This is a genomic window from Mesorhizobium sp. Primo-A (assembly GCF_003997175.1).
Taxonomy (GTDB): domain Bacteria; phylum Pseudomonadota; class Alphaproteobacteria; order Rhizobiales; family Rhizobiaceae; genus Mesorhizobium; species Mesorhizobium ciceri.
The window spans coordinates 191,633-214,944 of the sequence record NZ_RZTG01000008.1 but is presented as its reverse complement, the minus strand read 5'-3'; the positions used below and the strand labels follow the sequence as shown (position 1 = coordinate 214,944).

General features: G+C 59.4%; 27 protein-coding genes. All 27 read left to right on the top strand.

Features of this window, described 5'->3' with window-relative positions:
* The first annotated feature begins 6 nt into the window (after window positions 1-6).
* The 27 genes from EOC83_RS16565 (at window position 7) to EOC83_RS16440 (ending at window position 23,302) form a co-directional block, all read left to right on the top strand.
* The gene (locus EOC83_RS16565; protein ID WP_063168349.1) at window positions 7-1,326 is read left to right on the top strand and encodes a phage major capsid protein; all 1,320 of its coding nucleotides are present in this window, start codon (window positions 7-9) and stop codon (window positions 1,324-1,326) included.
* 33 nt (window positions 1,327-1,359) lie between these two features.
* Window positions 1,360-1,725, top strand: coding sequence for a hypothetical protein (locus EOC83_RS16560; RefSeq protein ID WP_063168348.1), 366 nt, complete (start codon window positions 1,360-1,362; stop codon window positions 1,723-1,725).
* 39 nt (window positions 1,726-1,764) lie between these two features.
* Window positions 1,765-2,274, top strand: a complete 510-nt coding sequence (locus tag EOC83_RS16555; RefSeq protein ID WP_063168347.1) for a hypothetical protein — start codon at window positions 1,765-1,767, stop codon at window positions 2,272-2,274.
* Between the two features lie 49 nt (window positions 2,275-2,323).
* Window positions 2,324-2,533, top strand: a complete 210-nt coding sequence (locus EOC83_RS16550; RefSeq protein WP_063168346.1) for a hypothetical protein — start codon at window positions 2,324-2,326, stop codon at window positions 2,531-2,533.
* Window positions 2,526-2,900: a hypothetical protein gene (locus EOC83_RS16545; RefSeq protein WP_127224462.1), complete on the top strand. Its 375-nt coding sequence runs from the start codon at window positions 2,526-2,528 to the stop codon at window positions 2,898-2,900. The genes EOC83_RS16550 and EOC83_RS16545 overlap by 8 nt, the downstream gene beginning before the upstream one ends.
* Before the next feature lies 1 nt (window position 2,901).
* On the top strand, window positions 2,902-3,705 hold the full coding sequence (locus tag EOC83_RS16540) for a hypothetical protein (protein WP_063168344.1): 804 nt from the start codon (window positions 2,902-2,904) through the stop codon (window positions 3,703-3,705).
* A gap of 46 nt (window positions 3,706-3,751) precedes the next feature.
* A complete protein-coding gene (locus EOC83_RS32785; RefSeq protein ID WP_158515787.1) occupies window positions 3,752-3,901 on the top strand; it encodes a hypothetical protein in 150 nt (49 codons plus the stop codon).
* Window positions 3,902-3,907: 6 nt separating this feature from the next.
* Window positions 3,908-4,546, top strand: coding sequence for a hypothetical protein (locus EOC83_RS16535; protein WP_063168343.1), 639 nt, complete (start codon window positions 3,908-3,910; stop codon window positions 4,544-4,546).
* A gap of 3 nt (window positions 4,547-4,549) precedes the next feature.
* On the top strand, window positions 4,550-5,167 hold the full coding sequence (locus tag EOC83_RS33020; RefSeq protein WP_063168342.1) for a head-tail adaptor protein: 618 nt from the start codon (window positions 4,550-4,552) through the stop codon (window positions 5,165-5,167).
* Between the two features lie 71 nt (window positions 5,168-5,238).
* Window positions 5,239-5,937: a hypothetical protein gene (locus tag EOC83_RS16525; protein ID WP_063168341.1), complete on the top strand. Its 699-nt coding sequence runs from the start codon at window positions 5,239-5,241 to the stop codon at window positions 5,935-5,937.
* A 19-nt stretch (window positions 5,938-5,956) separates the two neighbouring features.
* The gene (locus EOC83_RS16520) at window positions 5,957-8,056 is read left to right on the top strand and encodes a hypothetical protein (RefSeq protein WP_063168340.1); all 2,100 of its coding nucleotides are present in this window, start codon (window positions 5,957-5,959) and stop codon (window positions 8,054-8,056) included.
* Window positions 8,057-8,267: 211 nt separating this feature from the next.
* The gene (locus EOC83_RS16515; protein WP_063168338.1) at window positions 8,268-8,546 is read left to right on the top strand and encodes a hypothetical protein; all 279 of its coding nucleotides are present in this window, start codon (window positions 8,268-8,270) and stop codon (window positions 8,544-8,546) included.
* The gene (locus EOC83_RS16510) at window positions 8,543-8,941 is read left to right on the top strand and encodes a DUF3168 domain-containing protein (protein WP_063168337.1); all 399 of its coding nucleotides are present in this window, start codon (window positions 8,543-8,545) and stop codon (window positions 8,939-8,941) included. The genes EOC83_RS16515 and EOC83_RS16510 overlap by 4 nt, the downstream gene beginning before the upstream one ends.
* Before the next feature lie 9 nt (window positions 8,942-8,950).
* Window positions 8,951-9,454, top strand: a complete 504-nt coding sequence (locus EOC83_RS16505; protein ID WP_063168336.1) for an HK97-gp10 family putative phage morphogenesis protein — start codon at window positions 8,951-8,953, stop codon at window positions 9,452-9,454.
* Window positions 9,455-9,754: 300 nt separating this feature from the next.
* The gene (locus tag EOC83_RS16500) at window positions 9,755-10,201 is read left to right on the top strand and encodes a phage tail tube protein (RefSeq protein WP_063168334.1); all 447 of its coding nucleotides are present in this window, start codon (window positions 9,755-9,757) and stop codon (window positions 10,199-10,201) included.
* 16 nt (window positions 10,202-10,217) lie between these two features.
* The gene (locus tag EOC83_RS16495; protein WP_063168333.1) at window positions 10,218-10,595 is read left to right on the top strand and encodes a hypothetical protein; all 378 of its coding nucleotides are present in this window, start codon (window positions 10,218-10,220) and stop codon (window positions 10,593-10,595) included.
* A gap of 50 nt (window positions 10,596-10,645) precedes the next feature.
* Entirely contained in the window at window positions 10,646-10,885 is a 240-nt protein-coding gene (locus EOC83_RS16490) for a hypothetical protein (protein ID WP_063168332.1), read from the top strand.
* Between the two features lie 7 nt (window positions 10,886-10,892).
* The gene (locus tag EOC83_RS16485; protein ID WP_063168331.1) at window positions 10,893-15,557 is read left to right on the top strand and encodes a tape measure protein; all 4,665 of its coding nucleotides are present in this window, start codon (window positions 10,893-10,895) and stop codon (window positions 15,555-15,557) included.
* On the top strand, window positions 15,557-16,156 hold the full coding sequence (locus tag EOC83_RS16480; RefSeq protein WP_063168330.1) for a DUF2460 domain-containing protein: 600 nt from the start codon (window positions 15,557-15,559) through the stop codon (window positions 16,154-16,156). Before EOC83_RS16485 ends, EOC83_RS16480 begins: the two co-directional genes overlap by 1 nt.
* A complete protein-coding gene (locus EOC83_RS16475) occupies window positions 16,156-17,007 on the top strand; it encodes a DUF2163 domain-containing protein (RefSeq protein WP_082826479.1) in 852 nt (283 codons plus the stop codon). Before EOC83_RS16480 ends, EOC83_RS16475 begins: the two co-directional genes overlap by 1 nt.
* A complete protein-coding gene (locus EOC83_RS16470; protein ID WP_063168328.1) occupies window positions 17,007-20,303 on the top strand; it encodes a phage tail protein in 3,297 nt (1,098 codons plus the stop codon). Before EOC83_RS16475 ends, EOC83_RS16470 begins: the two co-directional genes overlap by 1 nt.
* A gap of 8 nt (window positions 20,304-20,311) precedes the next feature.
* Window positions 20,312-21,088 carry a hypothetical protein gene (locus EOC83_RS16465; RefSeq protein WP_063168327.1) on the top strand — a complete coding sequence of 259 codons (777 nt, stop codon included), beginning with the start codon at window positions 20,312-20,314 and terminating at the stop codon, window positions 21,086-21,088.
* Window positions 21,089-21,739 (top strand): hypothetical protein, encoded by a 651-nt coding sequence (locus tag EOC83_RS16460; protein WP_063168326.1) that lies wholly within the window; start codon window positions 21,089-21,091, stop codon window positions 21,737-21,739.
* Window positions 21,740-21,765: 26 nt separating this feature from the next.
* Complete coding sequence (locus EOC83_RS16455; protein WP_063168325.1) at window positions 21,766-22,005, top strand: hypothetical protein; 240 nt, start codon at window positions 21,766-21,768, stop codon at window positions 22,003-22,005.
* Window positions 21,995-22,597, top strand: a complete 603-nt coding sequence (locus EOC83_RS16450) for a lysozyme (protein WP_063168324.1) — start codon at window positions 21,995-21,997, stop codon at window positions 22,595-22,597. Before EOC83_RS16455 ends, EOC83_RS16450 begins: the two co-directional genes overlap by 11 nt.
* The gene (locus EOC83_RS16445; RefSeq protein ID WP_063168323.1) at window positions 22,597-23,022 is read left to right on the top strand and encodes a hypothetical protein; all 426 of its coding nucleotides are present in this window, start codon (window positions 22,597-22,599) and stop codon (window positions 23,020-23,022) included. The genes EOC83_RS16450 and EOC83_RS16445 overlap by 1 nt, the downstream gene beginning before the upstream one ends.
* Complete coding sequence (locus EOC83_RS16440; protein ID WP_127224461.1) at window positions 22,937-23,302, top strand: hypothetical protein; 366 nt, start codon at window positions 22,937-22,939, stop codon at window positions 23,300-23,302. The genes EOC83_RS16445 and EOC83_RS16440 overlap by 86 nt, the downstream gene beginning before the upstream one ends.
* Window positions 23,303-23,312 lie beyond the last annotated feature (10 nt).

The following is a 23,312-nucleotide window of genomic DNA, read 5'->3' as shown; positions in this document are numbered from 1 at the left end:
ACAACCATGCTCGCAATCCTGAAAGCCCGGCTGAAAGAACTGGTCGGCGAAATCAAGGCCCTCACGGACAAGACTGACATGTCCGCCGAGGATTTCACCGGCCTCGAGACCAAGAACACCGAACTCGAAGAGATCGAGAAGAAGATCGATGCGCTGACGAAGGCTGATGAAGCCCGCGCCCGCGCCGCTCTTCCGGCAAACGATCCGGCCGGCTCCGTCGAGCGCACTCCCGCTGAAGTCGCGGTCAAGCTGACCACGGTCGAAAAGACCGGGCTCATGATCGCCGCCATGGCTCGCGCCTGGATCGAAGAGAAGGCCGGCGGCCCCAAGGCTGTCTTCCGTCACCTCGAGGCGGCCGGCTACGGCCATGTGGCCCGCGAGTTCGACTCCGCCCAGAAGACCCGCGCCCTGAATTCGGGTTCGGCGGCCGCTGGCGGCGTTCTGCTTCCGGAAGCCATGTCGAGCGAGATCATCGACGTTCTTCGCCCGACGACCACGTTCCTGCAGGGTGGCCCGCGTCGCGTGCCGCTGATCAACGGCAGCTACAAGATGCCGAAGGCGGGTTCGAGCGCCACCGCCGGATGGCGTGGTGAAGGCCAGGCCATCGCCAAGAGCCAGCCGACCTTCAAAGAGATCAACATGGTGGCGAAGTACGTCGACGCCCTCGTGCCGATCACCAACCAGCTCATCCGCTATTCGCTGCCGGATGTGCGCTCCTGGGTCGAGATGGACATGGCCAACGTCATGGGCGTCGAGATCGACCGCGCCGGTTACATCGGCGAGGGCACGGCCTACACCCCGCAGGGCATCACCACCGTTGCAGGCGTCACCACCGTCACCCTGACGGCCACCGGCACCGCGCCGACGGTCGCGCAGATCGAGGCGGACGCTTCCTCGGCGGAGCTCGGCATGATGAATGCCAACCTGCCGATGCTGGGCGCCAAGTGGGTCATGTCCCCGCGCACGTTCATCCACCTGCAGAACATGCGCGACGGCAACGGCAACCGCTACTACCCGGAACTCCAGCTTGCGAGCCCGATCTGGCGCAACAAGCCGGTCCTGGTCACCACCCAGAATCCGGTCAATGGCGGCGCCGGCACCGACGAGACGCAGATCTGGCTGATCGCCTTCGGTCACGTCCTCTTCGGCGAGGGCATGGGCATCTCGTTCTCGGTCTCGACCGAAGCGACCGTGGTCACCAACGGCGTTGCCGTGTCGGCCTTCCAGAACGACCTGACCTACATCAAGGCGTCGGCGGAGGCGGATTTCGACATGCGCTACCTCGAAGCCGTGTCGGTCATCCCGGGCGTTCGCTGGGGCGCGTAAGCGCCTCTTTGACTCACTGATCAGGAGATCTTCGTGAAAGTAGTCAAAAAGACCGGCCTCGTGCCGGTCCATTCCACCAAGACCGGCCGCATCTTTGGTGTGACGCCGGATACGGCTCGCAAGATGCTCAGGGAGAAGGCTGCCGAGTTGGTCAACGTGCCGGAAGGCATCGAGACCTTCGAGGTAGCCGACTCCGTTGAGCCGAAGCAGCCGGCCGAAATCAAAGAGGTGACCGCAGCGCCCATCCCGGACGATTGGGAGAGCATGCACCACCTCCAGAAGGTCAAGTTGGCCAAAACCCTCCCCGGTGGCGAAGACGTGAAGACGCTTGCCGCCGCCGTCGAGGTCATTGGCGCTGAAATTCAGCGGCGCGCCGCTGCTGTAACTCCGTCGGAATAATTCGGCGGAGACGAAAACGCACGAGAAGGAGATTCCAACATGCGTGCAAATATGCTCGACGGCGGCGCTTACAGCCGCACTGCCTTTGCTGCAATCAACAAGACAGCCGTGGCAGCCGGCTCCGGTGACGCCACCGAAGTCGACTGCGCCTGGATCGATCGCGAACTTGAAGGCATTGGCATGGCACAGTCCGCCAAGCTGGTGATCGCCTTCACCGCGACGCTCGAAACCGGCGAGACCCTGACCTTCGCCGGCAACTTCCAGGACGCCACCGCGCTCGCCGGCACTGGCGTGGCTGACTTCGCCACGGCTTTCGCGGCCGCTGTCGTCGCCACCGGTGACTCCGGCGGTTCGGTCGAAACCGGCACCTACGAAGTCGACATCGACCTCGCCGGCGCCCGCCAGTTCGTCCGGACGCAGATCACGCCGAACCTTTCTCGCGGCGCGACCGACACATGCGAATGGTCGGCGGTCCTGGTCCTGTACGGCGATCACAACCAGCCTTCGACGCAAGCCACCTACAAGCTGGGCACGGCAGACGCGATCTAATGCGCAAGGCGGGCCTTCGGGCCCGCCGACTACCTCGGGGGAGGGCGGCATGGCCAACTATCTCAGCAATGTCGGTTCTGCCTTTTCTCGCCTGCTGAACACGCTCATTGGCGGAAGTTCAGACCAGACGCTTTCGGCCAGGATTGGCCTCGCCATTCTAGGCGGCGGACCGGCGTCGAAAATCAAATTCCCCAACGCTCTTCGCGAGCATTTTGTCGATGCGGCCATGTGGTCGCTCAGAGGTAAAAATCATGACTGATTTCGTGAGAACCTTCCGCCCCAATGGGGACGACGGAGAGCGGGTGCCTCTGGATCAGGTCGGGTTACTCGCAACGCCGCAGATCGAAGTGGTCAGCGCAACTGCCTATGCGCTCACGAAAGATCACCACGGCAAGATTCTCGATTTCACGGCCGCTTCGGCGGTCACTCTGACTGTCCCGGCTGGTCTGCCATCGGATTTCATCTGTGGCATCAGCCAAGGCGGCGCCGGCCAGGTAACGCTCACGGCATCGGGCGTAACGATCGGTGAGCCGGACGATCAGCTTTCAACTGCGGCGCAGTTTGTTTTGCTGACGCTCATGGCTTTCTCGGCGGACATATTCCGCCTCTATGGACGGACCGCCTGACATGCTGGCCGGTAGCGGACTGTCGCTGGCGCAGGTCGCGGCGAATATAGGCGCGGGCGGGGGTGGTGGAGCGACTGTGGGCGCTGTCCATTTCGACGGCAGCACCCAAAATCTGATTGCCGAATCATTGGCCGGTGTGGTGGACAGTTATGTTGGTTCGTTCAGCGTCTGGTTGAACCCTGATGATTGGCATCAGAATCGCGCGATCTTCATCCCCGACACTACCAACTTTAACACCGAGTGGTTTGGTGGATCGGGCAGCGGGCCACCTGATTTTCTGCCATCGGGCGTTGGCAATGAGATGGCGTCGTTCGTCGGTGGACTCTTCAGATTGAATGCCGATGGTGTGCCGGGATCGATTGTTAACGGCGCGTGGCAATGGGTTGCCGGCATGTTTGATGCGAATCATCTGGAGGGCGAGAAGATCATCAAGCTCTTCATCAATGGCATCGACAAGACTGGCTCTGTTCAGGACTTCGGCGATCAGTTCATGCCCGGTTTTGGTGGATTGAGTTTCGCGTTACCAGACATCCTGGAGAACGCGACCTTCTATTCGGGCGGAATGGCCGAGTTCTGGTGGGCACCTGGGCAGTTCGTTGACTTCAGTGATTCCGAGGTTCGCGCGAAGTTCATGAGCGCGGGGAAGCCTGTTGACTTAGGCGCGGACGGCTCGACTCCGACCGGGACAGCCCCGGCTGTTTTCCTGAGCGGAGATGCAGCGACATTCGGCACGAACAAGGGCACCGGTGGAGTACTCACGCCAACCGGCACGCTAACCAACGCCTCCACAAGCCCGAGCGACTGACGGTGACCATGAAATCCCTCCTGACCATCGCGAAGGCGAGGTTTTCATGATCCGTTACACGGCACCGCTCGAGAAACCTGTGTCCAAGAAGGGGCTTAAGCCGAAGCCGGTGACGCGCCCAAAGGGCAAGGAAGTCGATCGTGTCGTTCGCGACATGCAGCCGGCCGGCCGTGGCCCTGGCTACAAGACCAGGTGAACATCCATGCTCGACATTGAGATCGTCACGCCTCCGACGGATGAGGCAACCGACATCGTGTCCGTCGCGGAACTCAAGCGGCATCTCCGCATCTCGTCGACCATCGCGGCGCACGACACTTTGCTCGGAGAAATCCTCGAAGACGTTGTTGATAAGTTGCACGGCATTGGCGGTGAACTGAACAGGACGCTGCTCACCACGACCTACAAGCGCTACATGACGAAATTCCCAGGGAATGACGAGTGCGGCAAGCCGCTTCCGATCTTGCTCCCATATCCTCCGTTGATCAGCCTTGGCGCGATCATGATTGAGGACGGAAGCAGTCCGGACAACGTCGTCGACTCCGCGGACTATGTCGTCAAGAGCGGCATGCTTGTTCCTGAGGTCCATCCGGTCAGCGCCTGGCCGTCTGTCACTGCTGCGCCGCGCGCGGTGTCGGTCACCTATACGGCCGGCTACGCTGAGCACAACGGCAAGGTCAAGAGGATGGTCAAGTTCTTGGCCGGCCACTACTTCGAAAACACAGAAGCGACCATCCTTGAGCAGAACAAGACGCTGATCAGCCGAAACGTACTGTTCGCCATGGATGACCTGCGCGCTGCGCTAAAAATTAGCAACTCGTATGACAGCTTTAATGAGGACTAACGCATGCGCGGCTCAGTCCTTCGTAACCAGATCGAGATCCAGCGCAAGGTTCAGGTCGGCGTCGACAGTCTGAACGCGCCAAACATGGTCTGGCAGACCTGGCGATCGCCTCTTTGTGAAGTGGAAGTCCGCCGCGGCCGAGAACACTTCGACCCGGCGACCAAGCAGCGATACTCAGAAGAGGTTTGGCGCTTTCGGACAAGGTATGAGGAAGTCGTCGGCCTCGATACGACGATGAGGATCGTCCACAACGGGATGAATTTCGACATCAAGGCGCCGCTGCCGGATGGGCAGTTCCAGCGGGACTGCATCATCGAGTGCACGGTGCAGGATTCGGTCATTGGGCCGGCACCGCTGTCGATCGCGATCACTGAGGCCATCCCCGACGGGCAGGCAAACGTCGTATTCGCAGGCTTCAGTATCTCGTGTGCCGGCGGAAGTGGCACGAAGGTCTACTCTGTCTCTGCCGGATCACTGTCTACAGGTCTCAGCCTCTCGTCCTCGACAGGTCTGATTTCCGGAACACCAACAACGGCCGGCGACTATCCAGTCACCTTCAAGGTCACTGACTCGAGCGGAAACGCGAGTCTCCCGTCGATTACACTGACCATTGTCGCGTAGGTAACCATGCCCGTTGACATCCAGACATTCACCTCCGGGATCAAACCGGCCGACCAAGCAAGGATCTGGTGATGTCGATCCTCGGCATGCGGCAATGGTCGATGGATGGGTCTTATCAATTTGTGCTGGAACCGGTTGCCTTTGTCGCCGCATCAAGCACGGTCTATGTAACCGCGACAAGCCAGAACCAGACGATCCCGGCCAGTGTTGCGACAGGCGATCTCCTGATCGCAGCGGTGATGCATAGGGCGGCATTGACGCCTGCTGCCGGATGGACACTGGTTTCGACTGTCTCTTGCACCGAAAACGGCACCACGACACAGAGCACCAGCGTCTACAAGCGCGTCGCGCAAAGCGGGGACGCTGGTGCGTCGACAACGTGGACGCAGGCGACATCGCAGCGCATGTCTGTCCACATCATGGCGTTTCGTCGATCTGGGGGATGCGACGTTGTCGATAATGACACCGCGTTCCAGAGCAATCTTGTAGCGAATACAAATGTCGGGAACATGGCGGTATCGGTCGCCACCGCTGATCTTCAGATGGGCGTTGCGGTTGCGTCAGCAGTTTCCGCCAACAATGTTGCCGGCGACTCTATGGCTGCATCTGTCGGGACATTGACGACGCCCGCGACCGCGACCGGCAACCGTCTTGGCGTGGCTTACCGAAGCCGCAACTCCGGCGAAACGACTGCGGGCACATTTACGACCAATCTAGCCCCGACCACTACGGCGAACGGCTGGGCGGCCGTCAGCCTGGTCATCGGCTGAGGTTAAGGGCAAACGTTCAATGCGAACTGTCAAAAAAGGCGCCACCAGTCAGTCGATCTATTTCGACATCCTGGATTCGACGTCGACCACCGGCGGGCGCAAGACCGGGCTTGTCTTCAACACGGCGAGCCTCGTCGCCTACTACGTGCGCAACCAGAACACGGCGGTTTCGATCACGCTGGCTACGCTGGCCGCCGCCAACACCGCATGGTCGTCTGGCGGGTTCAAGGAAGTCGACGCTGCCAACATGCCAGGCATCTACCGGCTCGACGTGCCGGATGCGGCTTTCGCCACCGGGGCCGACAGTGTCGCCATTGTGCTCAAGGGCGCCACCGGCATGGTGCAGGCGAGTTGTGATGTGCAACTGGTCGCGATCGACCCGCAGGACAGCGTTCGCGCCGGCCTGACCGCACTACCGAATGCCGCGGCAGAAGCCGCTGGCGGTCTCTACACGCGCGGCACCGGCGCTGGGCAGATCAACCAGGATGGGAATGGTCGCGTCGATACCAATGTCGTCAACTGGAAAGGCGCAACCGCTCCCGCGATGACCGGGGACGCTTATGCGCGTATTGGTGCCCCGGCAGGCGCATCTGTCAGCGCGGACGTTGCTGCCGTCAAAGCCGTTCTGCCCGCCGCCCTTGTCTCGGGCCGCATAGACGCCAGCGTCGGCGCCATGGCTGCCGCCGTGCTGACCGCCACTGCGATAGCCGCCGATGCGATCACCGATGCCAAGGTGGCCAGCGATGTCACCATTGCCAGCGTTACCGGAGCAGTCGGTTCCGTCACTGGCGCTGTGGGCTCTGTCACCGGAAATGTGGGCGGCTCTGTCGCCAGTGTCGCATCTGGCGGCATCACGGCGGGCAGCTTCGCGGCTGATGCCATTACGGCGGCCAAGATTGCGGCCGATGTCACCACCGAACTCCAGGCTGGCCTTGCCACGGCGGCATCCATCGCTGCGCTGAACAACCTTTCGGCCGCACAGGTCAATGCGGAGGTCGATTCGGCATTGGCCGACTACGACGCCCCAACCAAGGCAGAACTGGACGCCGCTGTATCGCCGCTCGCAACCGCCGCAAACCTCGCGGTCGTTGCCGGCTACATCGACACCGAGATCGGCACCATCATCACCAACTTGGCGACGGTCGACACTGTTGTCGATGCCATCAAGGTGAGCACCGACAAGCTCGACGACACGGTCGAGGACGACGGCGGCACCTTCCGCTTCACCGCCAACGCACTGGAACAGGCACCAACAGGCGGCAGCGCGCCAACAGCCGGCGAGATCGCCGACGAGGTGCAGACCCGCACCATCGCTGCGGTGACGCTGGTCAACGGCCTTGCGGCGAACAGCGTGACGGCGGCGGCCCTCGCAGCGGATGCGGTGACGGAAATCCAATCTGGATTAGCAACAGCCTCAGCGCTCTCCACGGTCTCTGGCAAGGTCGATGCGATCGATGACTTCCTTGATACCGAGGTTGCGGCAATCCTGGCCGACACCAACGAACTGCAGACCGATTGGGCGAACGGCGGCCGGCTCGACCTCATTCTCGATGCTCGCGCTTCGCAGGCAAGCGTCGATGACCTTCCTACAAATGCCGAGTTGGCGACGGCACTTGGAACCGCTGATGATGCGGTCTTGACACAGGTCGCCCTAGTCAAGGCAAAGACCGACAATCTGCCGAGCGATCCTGCCGACCAATCATTGATCATTGCCGCAGCGACCGCAATTCAAAGCGACATCGCGGCGCTCAACAACGTGTCGGCTGCGCAAGTCAACGCAGAGGTTGACACCGCGCTCGCGGACTATGATGGCCCGACCCATGCCGAGATGACGGCGGAACTTGCATCTGCGGATGACGCAGTCTTGGCGGCGATCGCCGCACTCACCATTCCGACAGCCTCTGCCAATGCCGCTGCGCTCCTGGCGTCTTCGTTCGAGAATGCTGAAACAGTGCAGGACTTCCTGCGGCTGTCTCGCGCTGCCCTCTATGGCGTCGGCGTCAATCTCGACACCTCGTCGCCGAAGTACAAGAGCGCCGACGGCAGCAAGAACCGCATCGTTGTCACGAGCGCCGATTCAGACGGCAATCGGCCTACGGTGACTCTGGACGCCACGTAAGATGTTCGGTCGCCGCTTCTGGGGACTCCGCTTCTTCGGCGATCGATACTGGGGACGCGGCACGACAGTCATTGTAAGCCCGACCGATCCGGCAAGGATCGCGTACGTCGCGGCCGAGACTCGTGTTGCTGCGATTCCTGCCGAAGTTCGAACCGCTACAGTCGCCGCCGAAACCCGCGTCGCATTCGTTCCCGAGTAAGAGGACACTGCCATGGCGCTCACTTGGGATCCGAAAGATCCGGACGAGGTTCTGGACTATGTCCTTGACTGGACTGACCGGCTCGCGGGAGACACGATCACGTCGTCGACATGGACCATTCCGGTGGGCTCAGGCCTCACGCTTGGGACAAGGTCGCTCACGGACACAACAACCACGGTCTGGCTGTCGGCCGGCGTTGCGGATGTCGCCTATCAACTACTGAACCGCATCGTCACTGCTGGCGGCCGGACTCATGACCAAACTGTGAAATTGAAAGTGCGGCAGAAGTGAGCGCGCTCTCGATCGCCATCACCAAACTTAAGGCGACATCGGCGGTTACTACGAAGACGACCGCGGTGCGCATCTATCCCATTGACCTGCCACAAGGCGCGACAATGCCCTGCCTAGTGGTCAACATCGCCAGCGGCTACGACGAGCACATGCTAACGGGGGCAGGAAAGTATTTCCGGAACCGGGTCACCATCGAATGCATGGCCGCGACGCCGGAAGAGGTCATGTCACTGGGCGATGCGGTGATGACCGCCTTGCAGGACAATGTGAATGCCACGATTGGCGCATTCACTGGGGTCGCCACCCAATTCGCCGATCTCGATCGGACCGATTACTCGGATGATCGCGCGACCTACCGGCGCACATTGGACTTCTTCATCCGCTGGCGATCGTAAGAGGCTGTCATGGCCAAGGGTTTCAAACTGACTGGGGACACTCAACTCCGGAGCAGCATCCAGCAGCTTGGTCGCGTCTATGATGGCCGCGCGATGGACGTCGACCTTGAGGCGGCTTTGGAGCCGATGCGCAAGGAGACGGAGAAGAACGCCGTCTCGGTCCGCAACTATGCCGGCAAGCATTCGGCATTCTTCCCCCAGCCGACCGGCGCCCCCAAAGGGGGACATCTCGACCAGGGCGTCGTGTCCGTCAAGATCAAGGGGACCGCCAAGGTCAGGGTTTGGTGGGTCACATTTGCTAAGCGCGCGCGGTATATCGCGCATCTGGTTGAATTTGGCACAGCGCCGCACTTCCAGCCCCGCTTCAAAGGCGGCTTCAGTCACCCAGGCGCCCGCCCGCACCCATTCTTCCGCCCGGCATTCGACTCCCAAAAAGGCAATGTGCTGAAGGTTCTCGGCGAGCGCGCTTGGCTCCGAATTTCCACGGCGGCGTTCCGCACGCGGAAGAAGTAACTCACACAAAAGAGGCTGAAAATGCCGCGTGGCGTTTACATCCGACGGGCGGCCAAGAAGCCGGATCCGATCGAAGAAGACGCGCCATTGGCGGTCGAACAGATTGCCGAACAAGAGGCCGCCCCCAAGGCGGCCTCAGTCGTTTCGGCCACCCCATCCTGCTCCATGATCGAAAGAAAGTGGAGCGGATATCCGGTCTGGCAATGCCGGAAGTGCCGGATCAACACACTGGTTCCCGAGGACGCCGCGGCGGCTCGGAAAGCCTGCCGCAGGTAACCGCTGACCATAGGAGAAATTGTCATGGTAGCATCGACTGGTAAAGTCGGCCTTGGAACCGTTTTCAAGGTCGGCGACGGCGAGTCGCCGGAGGTTTTCACCCCCGTCGTCAACGTCACTGCAATCAATCTTTCCGGCCGTTCGGTCGAGGAAGTCGACTTCACCCACCTGGCCTCGACTGGCGGCTTCCGCGAGTTCCGGCCAGGCTTCAAGGATCCGGGTGAGATCAAGATCACCTGCCACTACAATCCCGCCGACGCCACACTGAACGGCACCGCCGGACTCGAGTCCAAGCTGAACGCGGGAACCACGTTCAACTGGGAAATCGACATGACCAACGCCGGCTTCGCCTACAAGCTGACTGGCTTCGGCTACGTCTCCGGCGGCGACTTCACCTTCACAGGCGAAGATCCGATCAACTTCGAAGTGACGATCCGCGTCTCGGGTCAGATCGACGAATCCGTCGCATAATTGGAGAACTGACTTTATGACGACCACACCGCGCATGCGCGCTGATCTACCCTTCCCTCAAGCGGGGGAAGGGGTCTACTTTCGGTTCACAAATACCGATTGTGACCATCTTCAAGGCAAGTTCGGCGATAACTGGTTCGCCGATGTTGTCCCGCGGCTGAACCGTTTCGACACCACCTACATCAGGGAATGTGTCGCCATCGGCGGGAAGAAAGACGGCAAGTCAATTCGCATCAAGTATGACGAACTGGACTGCCCGATGATCGAGCTCGTTCAAACCATTCTCGATGCGCTGTTCATCTCCATGCACGGTCGGAAGTTCGAAGACCACCTCGACTATCTCGAATCGGTCAAGAACCTAGAAGTCACGGATGACGACTCGGGAAACGCATAGAGCCCGGTGAGTTTCTCGGGGAACTGCAGAAGCACGCCTACCGGGCGGGTATGTTCCCCCACCAATTCTTCGACCTCACTCCATTTGAGGTGACGACTTGGATTGGCCCGGCGCACCAGGGCCAGATGGAAGTCGCGTGGCAACGCGAGGCGGTCAGCCGCATGAGAAAGATTCCGCAGAAGCCATCGGAACTCTGGAAAGAGCCGCAGAAGCTTCAGACGGCGGATCAGATGCATCGGAAGATGCGAGCCTACGTGGAACAGTTGAAGAAAAACAAGAAGAAAAAGTGAGCAGGCAATGGCAACACCAATCGGTTCGCTCTACGCCTCGCTCACCATGGATGTGGGGCAGTATGCCTCCGGCTGGGCGCTCGCGGACAAGATCACTGCCCGCGGCGCCAGCAACATCCGCAAGGAGGCGGGGCTTGCCCAGGCTTCCGTTGCGCGTTTTGCCAAGACTTCCGCATCTTCGGGCATCAAGCCCTATGGCCTGATCGCCGTCTCGCGCGCCTTCGAGCGCGTCAACGATCGCGTCGGCCTGCTTCGCGGCACCATGCTGGCCACGACCGCCGTCTTTGGTGGCTTGACCGCTGCGCTGTCGTCGAACCTGGTCCTGCGCTACGCGGACACCTACAACAATCTCACCAACCAGATTCGCGTTGTCTCTGACGACGCGGCTGATCTCGCCGGACAATTGGCGGCGGTTCAGGCGGCGGCCGACAACAGTCGCTCGTCGCTGCAGTCGACTGCTGTTCTTTATTCCCGTCTTGCCAAGGCAGCCCCGACCAAGTCGAACTCGGATGTTTTGGACTATGTCCAGACCATTCAGAAGGCGCTTGCGCTCGGCGGCGCCACGGCGCAGGAAGCGGCATCGGCCGCCATCCAGTTCTCGCAGGCTATTGCATCGAACCGGCTTGGCGGTGAAGAGCTCCGCGCTGTTCTCGAAACCCCACTCGGCTTGGCTTTGGCAAAGGGCCTCGACGTCACGATTGGCAAACTCCGCCAGATGAGCATCGCCGGCGAGTTGACGGCCGACAGGGTTCTCGGCGCATTGGAGAAGATCAAGGGCGGAATCGACCAGCAGTTCAGCAAGTCGATCCTCACGATCGATCAGTCGCTTATCAAGGCCGACAATCAACTGACCGCCTACATCGGTACGCTGGACAAGACCTATGGTCTGACCCGCATCGTCTCTGGCGGCATTCTCGGCTTTGCCAACAACATCGACAAGGTCGCCGGCAGCGCGGTGGCGCTCGGCCTGGCGCTGGGCTCGGCGTTCGCAGGCCGGCTCGCTGGCAGGGGTATCGGCAAGGCTGTCGACTCCACCTTTGGCGAGGTAAGCCGACGCGCTGCGGATGCACGCGACCAGGTGCAGAAGCTGACCAAAGCGCAACACGATCTTGCGCAGGAGCTCGACCGCGGCACGCGGGCGCTCGGCAGCCTGAAGGGCCGCGACAACATCGAATTTGCTTCGAAATCCGACGTCAAGATCCTGCAGCGCGAAGAGGCGAAGCTCAACAAAATTCGTGAGGATCGCCTTGCAACCACGACGCGGCTGCGCGATGCCGTGTCTGCCGCCAACGCCGTTGAGGTAAAATCGTCGAAGTCGACGATCGCTTCCGCCAACAAGATTGTCGAGACCCAGAGCAAGATCGAGGACAGCCTCGCCCGTCAGACCACTCTGACAAATGAATTGCAGAAGGCTGAGACGCGCCTGACTGCGGCCAAGGGGCAACAGACGCTCAACGTCGCGAACATCGGCGCGGTGAAAGAGGCGGAAAAAGACATCACGAAGATCCGTCAGGCGCAGATCGCCGAGACGACGAAGGCTGCGCAGCTTGAGGATGCCGTCGGCACACAGCGCATCGCGCTTGCTGCAAAAATCGGCGACGCGGAAGCAAAGGCGGCCGAGCAGAAAGCCAAATTCCAGGCGATCGCGCAGACAGCTTCAAAGCAGACCGCAAAACTCCTCACTGAGGAGTTTGACCAGACGCAGCGCCTCGGACGCGCGCGCGCGGCGATCGGCGAAGTCGGCGGCATCGGCAAAGCTGCCGAGGTCCGTGGCGCCGAAGCCGCGCTGGGCGGTCTGAGGCAGGGCCTTGAGGACACCTCACAGTCGCTCGCTTCGGCCGTCAGAGGCACCAGCGTACTCCGGCAGTCGTTCGGCCTCCTGAAGACCGGCGCCGCCAGCCTGGTGGGCTTCCTTGGCGGCCCATGGGGTGTTGCCTTCACCGGTGCCATTGCGCTCACGACATTGCTCGGCATTCGCTCGGCCGAGGCTGCACAGCAGGCCGAGAATACGAAGAAGGCGCTGAAGGATGTTTTGGGCGACATTGCGAATGCCGGAGGCGGTCAAGGCCAGATTGCCCAGGATAGCCTCCATACCGACGAACTGAAGGGTCAACTCGACGAGAAGAAAAACCAGATCGACCTGTTCACTGCGGGTTTGAAGACACAAGCTGGAACGATCGAGAACGTCCTCATCCGCATTTTCGACCCGACACTCAATCCTGCATTGGCCGGCAACAGCAAATTTGCCGATCTCTTCGGAAGCGCGACCGCCGGCATCAACAACCTCATTAAGCGCGTCGGCGTCGGTGAGGTCCAACTCTCGGGTATCAACAGGGAGTTGCGGGCTCTTCCGGAAGCCAAGTTCATCGACGACGATCAGATTTCCAAACTGACCGTTGCCGTCAGCGAGGCTGCCAAACTCCAGTTGGCCCTCAACAGGGTAAACAATCAGGCATCACAACTGAAGACGACTCTTTCCTCCGGCGTTGGAAGCATCAACGTCGAGGCCGAGATCAATCGCGCTGGCCAGCAATCTGCTGATGCACTCGAATTGTACGAAGCTTCGCTGAAGGCGTCTAGGAAGACTGCGCAGGGCCTTCTTTTCGATCTTCAGAACATCAACGATGAGACGTCGCTCGAGTCCGATATCCGCAAGGGTACGGCCGCGATCATGAAGGACAACAAGGATCTGCTCGAGGGCGAGGCGCGGGAGATCGCCATCGTCAATACGGTCCTCGATCTGATCAATAGCAAATCGGAAGCTTGGTGGCGGTCGAGCGAGGCGACCAAAGGCGAGGTCGCGCAGATTCTCGCGATGGCCAAGCAAATAGCCCCGGAGATGAAGTTCGACAAGCCGGACGCGACCACTTCCCAGTTGGCCGCCATCGACGACATGATCAACGGTCAGGTCCAGGCTAATAAGAAAATACTCGAGCGCCGCGGTCTCATTGGCCAAGAGCAAAGCCTGCTGGAGACCGAAGATGGCATTCTCGAAAGCATCGCCGGCAAAAACATCAAGATTACCGATGCTATCCGTCAACGCGTTCGGGTCGGCGCCCAAGCTATAATCGCGTCCAAGAAGGAACTCGACATCCTAGAGGGCGTGAGCACCGCATTGCAGAACGCCGCCAGTGGGGACCTCATCCAGGCAAAAAGCACGGCGCGCGCGAAAGAACTCGACGAGTTGATCCAGCGCCAGACCGATCTTGAGGCTTTGACCGAACGCTTGAAACTGGCGCAAACCGATCTTGGCACGGCATTCGCCAACGGCGGCCGGAGTATGTTTGGTCAAGCTATCGAGATCGATGGTGTGTCACAATCATATGGCGCGATCGATGCCGAGCTCCAGAATCTGGTGAAGAGGTTTATTGAGGGCAGCGTCAATTCTGATGCATTCACATCCGGTCTCGCAAAGATCCGGAAACAATTGAGCAGCCTTGGTGCCAATTCCACTGCTCTCGACGGGTTCATCAAAGGCATCCAGGATGCGGTATCGTGGATCGCCCGTCTGACGGGCGCCCTTGATACCCTCAAGGCGAATCCGGTTATTAGCAAGGCCGGGCTGACTGGCACGCGCACTGTTGATCCAGCGACTGGCATCGGCGTTTCCCGCTTCAGGAATACTGCGGCCGCCGCCGATGAAGAGGATGCAACGCGATATGCGCAACATTATCTCGTGGCTGGCGCACAGATACGTGCAGACGCTACCAAAACGTCAGAGGCTCTCAATCTCGTCGGCGCGGCCGCTACGGACTCTGCCGCTCACGGAATCGACGCAATCAATACGCTGTCTGGAAGCGCACTGTCATCGATAAACCAAGTCTTTGGCATTGCCGCGGCTATCGACTCGTTGCACGACAAGACGGTGACGGTGACGATCAAGACGCTGCACGCGGACGGCGGAGTGGCCGCCCCACTCGCGCAATCCAGCCAGTTGAAAGACGCCATCAAAGCGGTTGGTGACGTGTTCGAGTCATCTCCGCTGTTCAACGAAAACTATCAGGTTCCACAAAGTGAGATCAATGCTCGCAAGGCTGCAATAGCCGCGTCGGGCGCCACGGATTTCGCCGGAAGGATAGCAGCGGGCGGGCGCCAGTCAACCAACATCGAAGATGACCGTGTCACGTATGGAGCAGTCCGTAGTTTGACAAGCGGCGATGATAGCAAAAAAATTGTCAAGGCTATTGAAAGCGGCGTCTCGGTGACGCGAGTCAGTCAAGATCTGACTACGGCGGCCGCCAACGCCGTCGGCGACTGTGTCAGAAATCTGGATCAAACGGCATCTGGCGGGTTCAGAGATCTGTCAAACCAGCAGCATATTACGATCAGCAAACTATCAGAAGTCACGGCCGCGATGAATCTCAACTCATATGCCTTGGCTGCCCTAGTCCACAACAACGACAGCGGCGCGACGGGCACGGGTAACACCATGTTCGGCGACGCGTTCGACTCGCAGTATGGCAGCTACATTTCGAGTTGGGGTATTGGCAAAATCAAAAGGCCAACGCTTCAAACCGGGCCCCAGGACTACGGCAAGCAGCCTCAGAGCATGGGTAACATCACAGTCGGTGACATCAACGTCAACGGCGTAACCGACGGCGCTGAGGCCGGCCGCCAGGCCGCCTACGAGTTTATCAGGACGGTCGACGGTGCACTGAGCGGGAGAGTCTGATGACCTATCCCACATTCCCCAAAACGGCCGGATTGGGTTTCGTCTCGTCAACCCCGGATTTCAATTCCGAGATGATCCAGATGAACGGCGGTGGCGTGCGCTCGATCGTGAGGCGGACACGCCCGCTCCGCAGGATGACCATGGCGTACAACAACAAGCTCATCGCCGAACTTCGGGCGATGTGCGAGCAGATCGAGGAGATCCGCGGCTGCGGCTATCCAGTGCTCATCCGGGACTGGCGCCATTATTCGGTGGTCGATCAGATCTTCGGCGTCGGCGATGGGACGTCTGCCGGTAAGCAACTGAAGATCGCATTCGGCGGCAGTCGGCCTTACGATTATCCGGTCAAGTTCCTCGACGAGGATGAGGCATCCATAGTCGTCAAGTCGAACGGAGCGGTCAAGGCGATCTCAACAAAGGTCGATGGCCTCATCGTCCCGACGACGCCTTGGACGAACGGGGAAACCCTCACATGGACTGGCAGTTATTACGTGGCCTGCCGGCTTGAGACGTCATCGCAGGACATCACCATAGACGGTCCGCGCGGCGCCTATGCGACGATCTCCGGCATGGCCGCCATAGAGGACATCAACGCCTGATGCCGCGCGATATCCCAACACCACTCCTGACCATGCTCGGGGGGCAAACAATCACGCCTGTATGGCTGGTGGAGGCGACGAACCGCCTCGGTGATGTCGTGCGTCTCTCGTCCTCCGGAGAAGATGTCACCACACTGAGTAGCCCGGACGAAAACTTCCTCGGCGATCCTGGCTTCAACATGACCAGCGTCACCTACACGGTGGATGGATTCCCGGCGACCGTCGACATCACGCTGCCTGTGGATGAGATCGGACCGATCTTTTCTGAACACGTCAAGCGCGGCGTTTGGCGTAAGGCGACGGTGGTCCTTTACCTGGCGGACATCGATTCTCCCGACAACCGCGAGATCATGGCGACCGGCTACATCGGCAACTCCTCGTTCTCGGACAGCATTGCTGCGACGTTGGAAATCGCCACCAAGGGTGAGCAACTTGGCGACATCATCCTCGACAAGATCCAGCCCAAGTGCAACCACGTCTTCGGTTCACCAGAGTGCGGGTTTGATCTGTCAACCCGAGAGGTCTCCGGGACCATCGTGTCCGTAACCAGCAACGGGAAATTCATCGTCGCGATCTCGAATCCCTCCTCGATCAATTTCAATTTCGGCGGCGCAATAAAGATGACCTCCGGGAACAATGCGGGGGACAGTCGCATGGTCAGAAAATGGTCAAGCGGAACCAGCCTTGTCGAACTGATCGATGGGTTCTCGCTTGATATCGAGGTCGGAGACACGCTGTTGATGCACGGCGGCTGCGCGAGAACGCGCGCCGTCTGCGCTGTGAATGGCCGCAAGAACAATTTCTCTGGCTATGATTATACGCCGGGTGAGCTTTATGGCGGGCTTGGCTGATGGCGATTCTTGGCCAGAAGGTCTATAAAGGGACCTGGTATTTTCCGCCTGAGCCCCCCCGCGTCGACAACGTCTCGACTAGGCGCACTGGCGTCGGCACACCTGGTGCTCTTGGGCGTCCGAAGGCAGCTGTCATCGGAACTGGAAGGGTCGAGGGCATCCCTGTTTATGGTCAGACGAAAGTCGTAACCACGACTTATAGGGGGGAGCGCATAGGGTCTGAATTTGAACTTACCTATCCGGAGCCAACCTCAGTCGCGACAATCGATGTCGGCTATCTACTTTGCAGGGACTACTTCGGCCGCGGCTACGACATCATTCGAATCGAGGCAAACGATGAGGTCGTGTTTGACGCAGAGAATGGCGCGATCCCGAAGATTGCTTTTCGTTTCTATAACGGGCTTCAGACCACGGTCGACCCGCTCGTCAGGACAATTGTAGGAGCTAATGCTGGCGCGCACACGGGTGATGTCCTGCTCTTCCTTCCGGACTTTCCGAGTCTGACAGCGCCAACGATCAATGTCGTCATCTCCAACGCAGCGACGGTGACTGGCGGCAACACTGAGATCGCGTGGACCGGCCAGACGCCAGAAGTCTTTCTGAATCTGGCCGCAGGTCAACAGGCCGCCTACGATCGTCAGGATCGTCTGATCTACCAGATCCTCACGGATACCGAAGTGCCCGGCCTCACGCCGGTCTACCTCGCGGTTTTGGATCTAGACACCAAGCAGGAGAGATACCGCGTACCGCTACAAGGATCAGAGGACTACGTCGGCATCACATCGGTTCACACCTGCCTGGCCATTGAAGGTGCCGGCTATGTCTTCGTCCATCACGATCATGCGCTACTGGCAAACAAGGACTGCGTGTACAACGCGGCGACGGGAGAACTCGTCGCCTCCTTTTTCGAAATTGACTTTGACGCCTCACATTATCAGGTGATGCCATTCGATGACAAATTTGTCGTTGTCGGCCGAGAAGATTTTTCTGGCACACCCGTCATGTCCGTCATCGACATAGTCACCAAGACACTCGATGTAAGCGAAACTGGGCTTCCTCTGGTACTCAATGCGCATTGTCGAGGCAGACAACAGCCCGGGACCGTCTCGTTTTTTGCTGGCAGTCATAAACAGATTTATGAGCTAACCTTCGACGGGGCAGACTGGGCCTCCACGCTTGTCTTTACCATAGCGGACCAAGACAATGTGGAAGTGCTTTGGTATGACTCGCTCACCGAATATCTGGTCGTGCAGGATGGTGATCGTATACTGTTGGTCAGTCCGACATCTGGCGCGGCCGTTGAATCGGTCGACACGGATGAGTTCTACCAAAACTCGGACTCCTTTCTGAGCGCGCTGGACCGGCTCTGGAGTCGTCCCGGGTCTGTGCTCATGTTCCGGCAGAGTCCGATCGGCATTGATGTTCTTAACATCAATGAGAAAACGATCACTCCCCTCATCGATAATGCTTCGGGCCTCTCATATGCCGATTTCCGGACTGGGATTTTCGATCAGTCGTCTCTTGCCTTCTATTTTTCCATTGGAGACGATGTCTGGACGGAATACAAAATCCCCGGGACTTTGCCTGGTCAGATCACCCTCGAAAGCCACATCACCGATCTTCTGACCTATCTCGGACCGTACACGATCGACCAGATCGAGTTCTCAGGGTTTGATGGTCTCGCTGATTGGGGTGACGTCATCAAAAATGATGGCACGAACATTCGCACCCTCCTTCGCTCCTACCAGGATCCGCTCGGCTTCGTATGGACCGACATCGGGAGCAGCATCCACTTCCGCAAGACTCCGACCGACGGATCGTTCGTAGCCAACGACACGCTGGTCGGTTCCGATCTGGTGTTCAAGGCGGATGGGTCGATCACATCGGTTGACAGAAGCGATATCACCCGCATCGCCAAGGTCTCGCTGGAATACATTTCAAAAGACGACAACTATCAATCCCGCACGGTCACCGCAGACAGCTTCAGCGCGCTGTACGAGGTCACGCGATCTACCCGGGAGGCGCAGTACCAGACGTCACTTACCTTGTCGGATCTGGATGGGGAGCGGCTCGTCAACGAGTTGCTGTGGAGCCTTCAGGCTAAGGACAGGACGCACTCGTTTTCGACCTATGCCGAGTTTGTGAAGTTCATTCCCGGAGACGTCATCCTCGTGCCATCGGGGAATGTCTCCTATACGGTCGAATTGACCAAAGTGAACATCAAGGAAAACCTCGTCATTGAGTTTGACGCGAGGGACTTCCAGACGTCGCTGTCAGCCGACGTCGCCGCAGTTACAAATACGGGCTACTCCGGCATTGTGTCGGTCAGCCTGCAGTCACAATACATCCATCTGGATATTCCGCTGTATAGCTACCAAGACGACGCCGCAGGCGCTTCGCTGGTTCAATACGGCGTCGTTGCGTCTCGCGGTCAGGTCACATGGGGTGGCGGCACGCTCTATGAAGGCAAGACAGCCGGAAATCTGTCGGTAGCCTACGATCAGGCGACACATAGGGGTTTTGTCGGGGTCTGCACCCAAGCGTTCCCCGATATGCCAAACGCGCACGCGGGTGACTTCACCAACAGTCTGATCGTTCGCAAGATATCCGGCGACGCGCCCGCGGCCGCAACTGAAGAGCAAGTTCTTCTCGGCTCCAATCTTGCATTTGTGGGCAAGGACGGACGGTGGGAGGGTGTCGGCTTTACGACTGTCATCCTCAACGATGATGGCTCCTACACCATATCGGGATTTGCCGTCAGGGGCTGGCGCGGAACCGAGGTCTATGCTGGCCTTCATCAAGTGGGTGATTATTTCGTCGTGGCAAGTCCTGCATGGGTCCAAAAAATCGCGCACCCGCTCACTGATCTCAACGTGACAGACTTCTTTAAGGCGGTTGGTTTCGACGGGTCGCCGGCCGCGGTGGTGGCGGAACAGCACACGATCACGGGAGCCGCAGAGAAGCCCTATGCGGTTATCAACGTCGATGATGAGATCGATGGCGGCGACACGGTCGTCGCCTTCGATTATCGCAGCCGGCTGTCAGCATGGGAGATGTTCAGCGCCGTTCCGGATTGCGGCGAAGCGACGCTCTCTTTCGAGGTCGACGTCATGGATGCTGACTCTCCCAATACGGCCATCCATACCTATCCGATCACCACCAACGAGTGGCGATACACAGCCGCGCAGAAAGTCACCGACTGGGGTTCGCCTCCGGCGCAAGCAAATATCCGCATCTACATGATGTCAGCTGCCGCCGGCAGAGGGCACGTCACCGAGGCGACGATCTCGCTCTGAGGTAATCAATGACAATCGAGCAGAAAATCCCCCAGGCGGTTCCGGTCGCCCAGGGGCAGGTCACCGATGGCGTAACCGCCATCAACAACCGTGACAACCGCGTTGAGTCTGCGGCCTTCGGCTTTGTCGATGTCTCGATCGACGGAACGACTGAGACGCTGACATCTGACCTTTTTTGGGAGGGTACTTTTCTGAAGCTGATTGCCGGGTCTCCCGGCCCAACCGGCGCAGTGACGCTGAATGTTCCAGCCGAGGAGCGTGGGCCATTCACGGTTTACAACAACTGCGGTCAGGACGTTACGGTCCAGATTTCAGGTCAGGCGGCCACACCGCAGACTGTCGTGAATGGCGATATCGGAAGCTTCATCTCCGACGGGATCAATGTTCGCGCCGCCGCCGGCGCCAGTGGATCTCCTCCATCTGCTCCGGCCATACCATTCTATCATCAGGTGGCTGTGAGCGATGAGACTACCGACCTCACCGCCGGAACTGCAAAACTGACTTTCCGCTGGCCGGTCGGCTTTACCCTGTCATCGGTTCGCGGCTCTCTCAACACCGGCTCCGATTCCGGAGGGCAGGTTGAAGTGGATGTGAAGCAGAGCGGGGTCACGATCTTTTCCACGCGACCGACTTTCGATGCGACAGAAAAGACGACTGTAACCGCGGCAACACCTTCCGTTCTTTCAACAACTGCAATGGTGGATGACGCCGAAGTGACGGTTGATATCGTCGGGGCCGGCGTCGGTGCCAAGGGATTGAAATTGACGTTCCGCGGGGTTCTGTAGGTGGGCGTTCTTCTCAATCCTTTTGTATTGGCGACGGGCGATGGGCCGCCGCCCACGCCAGACGTCAACGTCTGGACCCTGGATTTCATCAACGAGGTCTACACCAAGAACGGCTCTCCGGTCGTGCTGGCCGATATCATCGACAAGCCGGCGAGAGTAGGGGCGAGCGGTCTCGAAATCCTCGACAATGATGTTGCAGGCGGCGTCTTTGCCGCCGGCGATTTTCTCACTGACCTGATCACAATGAGTTGGACGAATGTGATCGAATGGGAAGAACTGGCCGGAGTCGATTACACCGAGTTGCTCTACATCTGGGAGAGCGGCAATCACCACCACTTTGGCATCGATAATACTGGTGCAGGCACGATTGACACGTATGACACGGGCTCAACCATCCGTGAAATCTTCGACACCGGCGCTTATCTGGCCGGTGTCCACAAAGTCGCTGTGACCCGTACAGATAGTCTTCTGTCGGTATCAACCGATGGAAATGCTGTAGTCACCGACGCTTCCGTTCAAAGTCTTGACCTGCAGGAAATTGCGACTTTCGGTGGACCCAATGATGGATCTTCCTACAAGGGATTTTTCATTCGGTCGATCGCGCTGATGCCGCCGGTCGCCGACGCAGCGCTGCCGGGTCTTTCGGCCTAAAGCGCAACTTCCAGAAGGAACTGCCCATGCGCCTCATCGACGATTGGCGCGCGGTGCGCAACCGCGCCTACAGCTTCCACTTTGCATGGATGGGCGCGCTGCTCGAGATACTCGGCGTCCTTGCTGACATGTGGTCCTACTTCGACGGCCTGCTACCGCTCTCGCCCAAGGCTTTTCAGTTGATGGGCATTCTGTTCGCAGTCGCCTCGGCCATCGGTCGTCTCATCCACCAACCCAAAATCTCAGGAGGCAGCAATGCCGATTAACAAGATTCGTTCGAGCGGCCGCGCCAAGTCGGCGATCGCCGCTGCACTGGCCGCTGCTCTGGCGGCTGGCGGATACTACTCGACGAACAAGACTCCGCCGGCCGTTGTTCTCGCTGTCGACTCTCTGATCATCCCTTGGGAGGGGCTGGTGCTGAAGTCGCACTGGGATCGCTTCGCCAAGAAATACGACATCTGCCACGGCGACACCCTGGTCAATGGCAAGCCTGTTACGCCAGGCATGAGCTTCACCAAGGAGCAGTGCCACGACATGTTGATGAAGCGCGTCGTCAATGACTACTACAAGCCCTTGACCCGCTGCATCGCTGGCTACACCAAACTGCCGGTGAGCCTACAGGCATCTCTGCTTTCTGGCGCCTACAACTTCGGCGTCGGCTCGAAGGAAAAGCACAAGGGTCTGTGCGGCTCCCGCGCGGCCAGCTTCGCCGAAGCCGGCGACTATAACACGGCGTGCTTGGCCATGACCGCCTTCAACAAGGCTGGCGGCGATATCGTCCAAGGGCTGGTGCGCCGCCGCGAGATGGGCGATGCCCAGCGCATCGGCGAGGCTGAACTTTGTGTGAGTGGCCTCTGATGTGGCTCGTCGTTGAAGAATTCGTCCGCAAGTGGATTCTGCCCGTCCTTGTGTTCAGCATTACGCTGCCGCTGTGGGTCTTCCTTGTGGCAGGCATCTGGCTCTACTTCGATCGGGGCTCGGCCATCCGAACGGCCGTCAACAAGGCCGTCACTGAACTCGTCGCCGGCGCTGAACTGGATGCACTCAACGCGACGCTCGTCGAAGAGCGCCGACTGCGGGTTTGGAGTGACGGCAAGGCGGAAGAGCAGCGCAAGATTGCCGATGAAGAGCGCTCGGCGCGCATCGAACTTGAGACACAACTGACGCTCACCGATGCCGAGAAAAAGGAAATGGCCGATGAACTCGCAAAAATTGAAAGCAGTCCTCCTCCTGCTGACTGTCGCGTTGATCAGCAGTTCCTTGACGGGCTGCGCAACAAATAAGTGGCTTCTCGGCCAAGCCTACAGCGACAAGGCCAAGGCGAACGTCGCCAAGGAGGCTGTAGCCGCGGCCGAGAGGGTCGTGCAGGAAGCCAGACGGATGCCTGACTACCCGGCGCTGTGCCGGCGCCAGTGGCGTAGCGGTGTGCTTCTTCAGGATCGCTTCGATACGGCGACAAAGAAAACTGACAACGCGCTCGGTGGGGCAAACGGTCAGATTGCATGGTGCGCTGCCTGGTACGATCGCAACAAACTCGCTCGTGAGCCGAAGAAGAAATCCTGAACGCCATAGG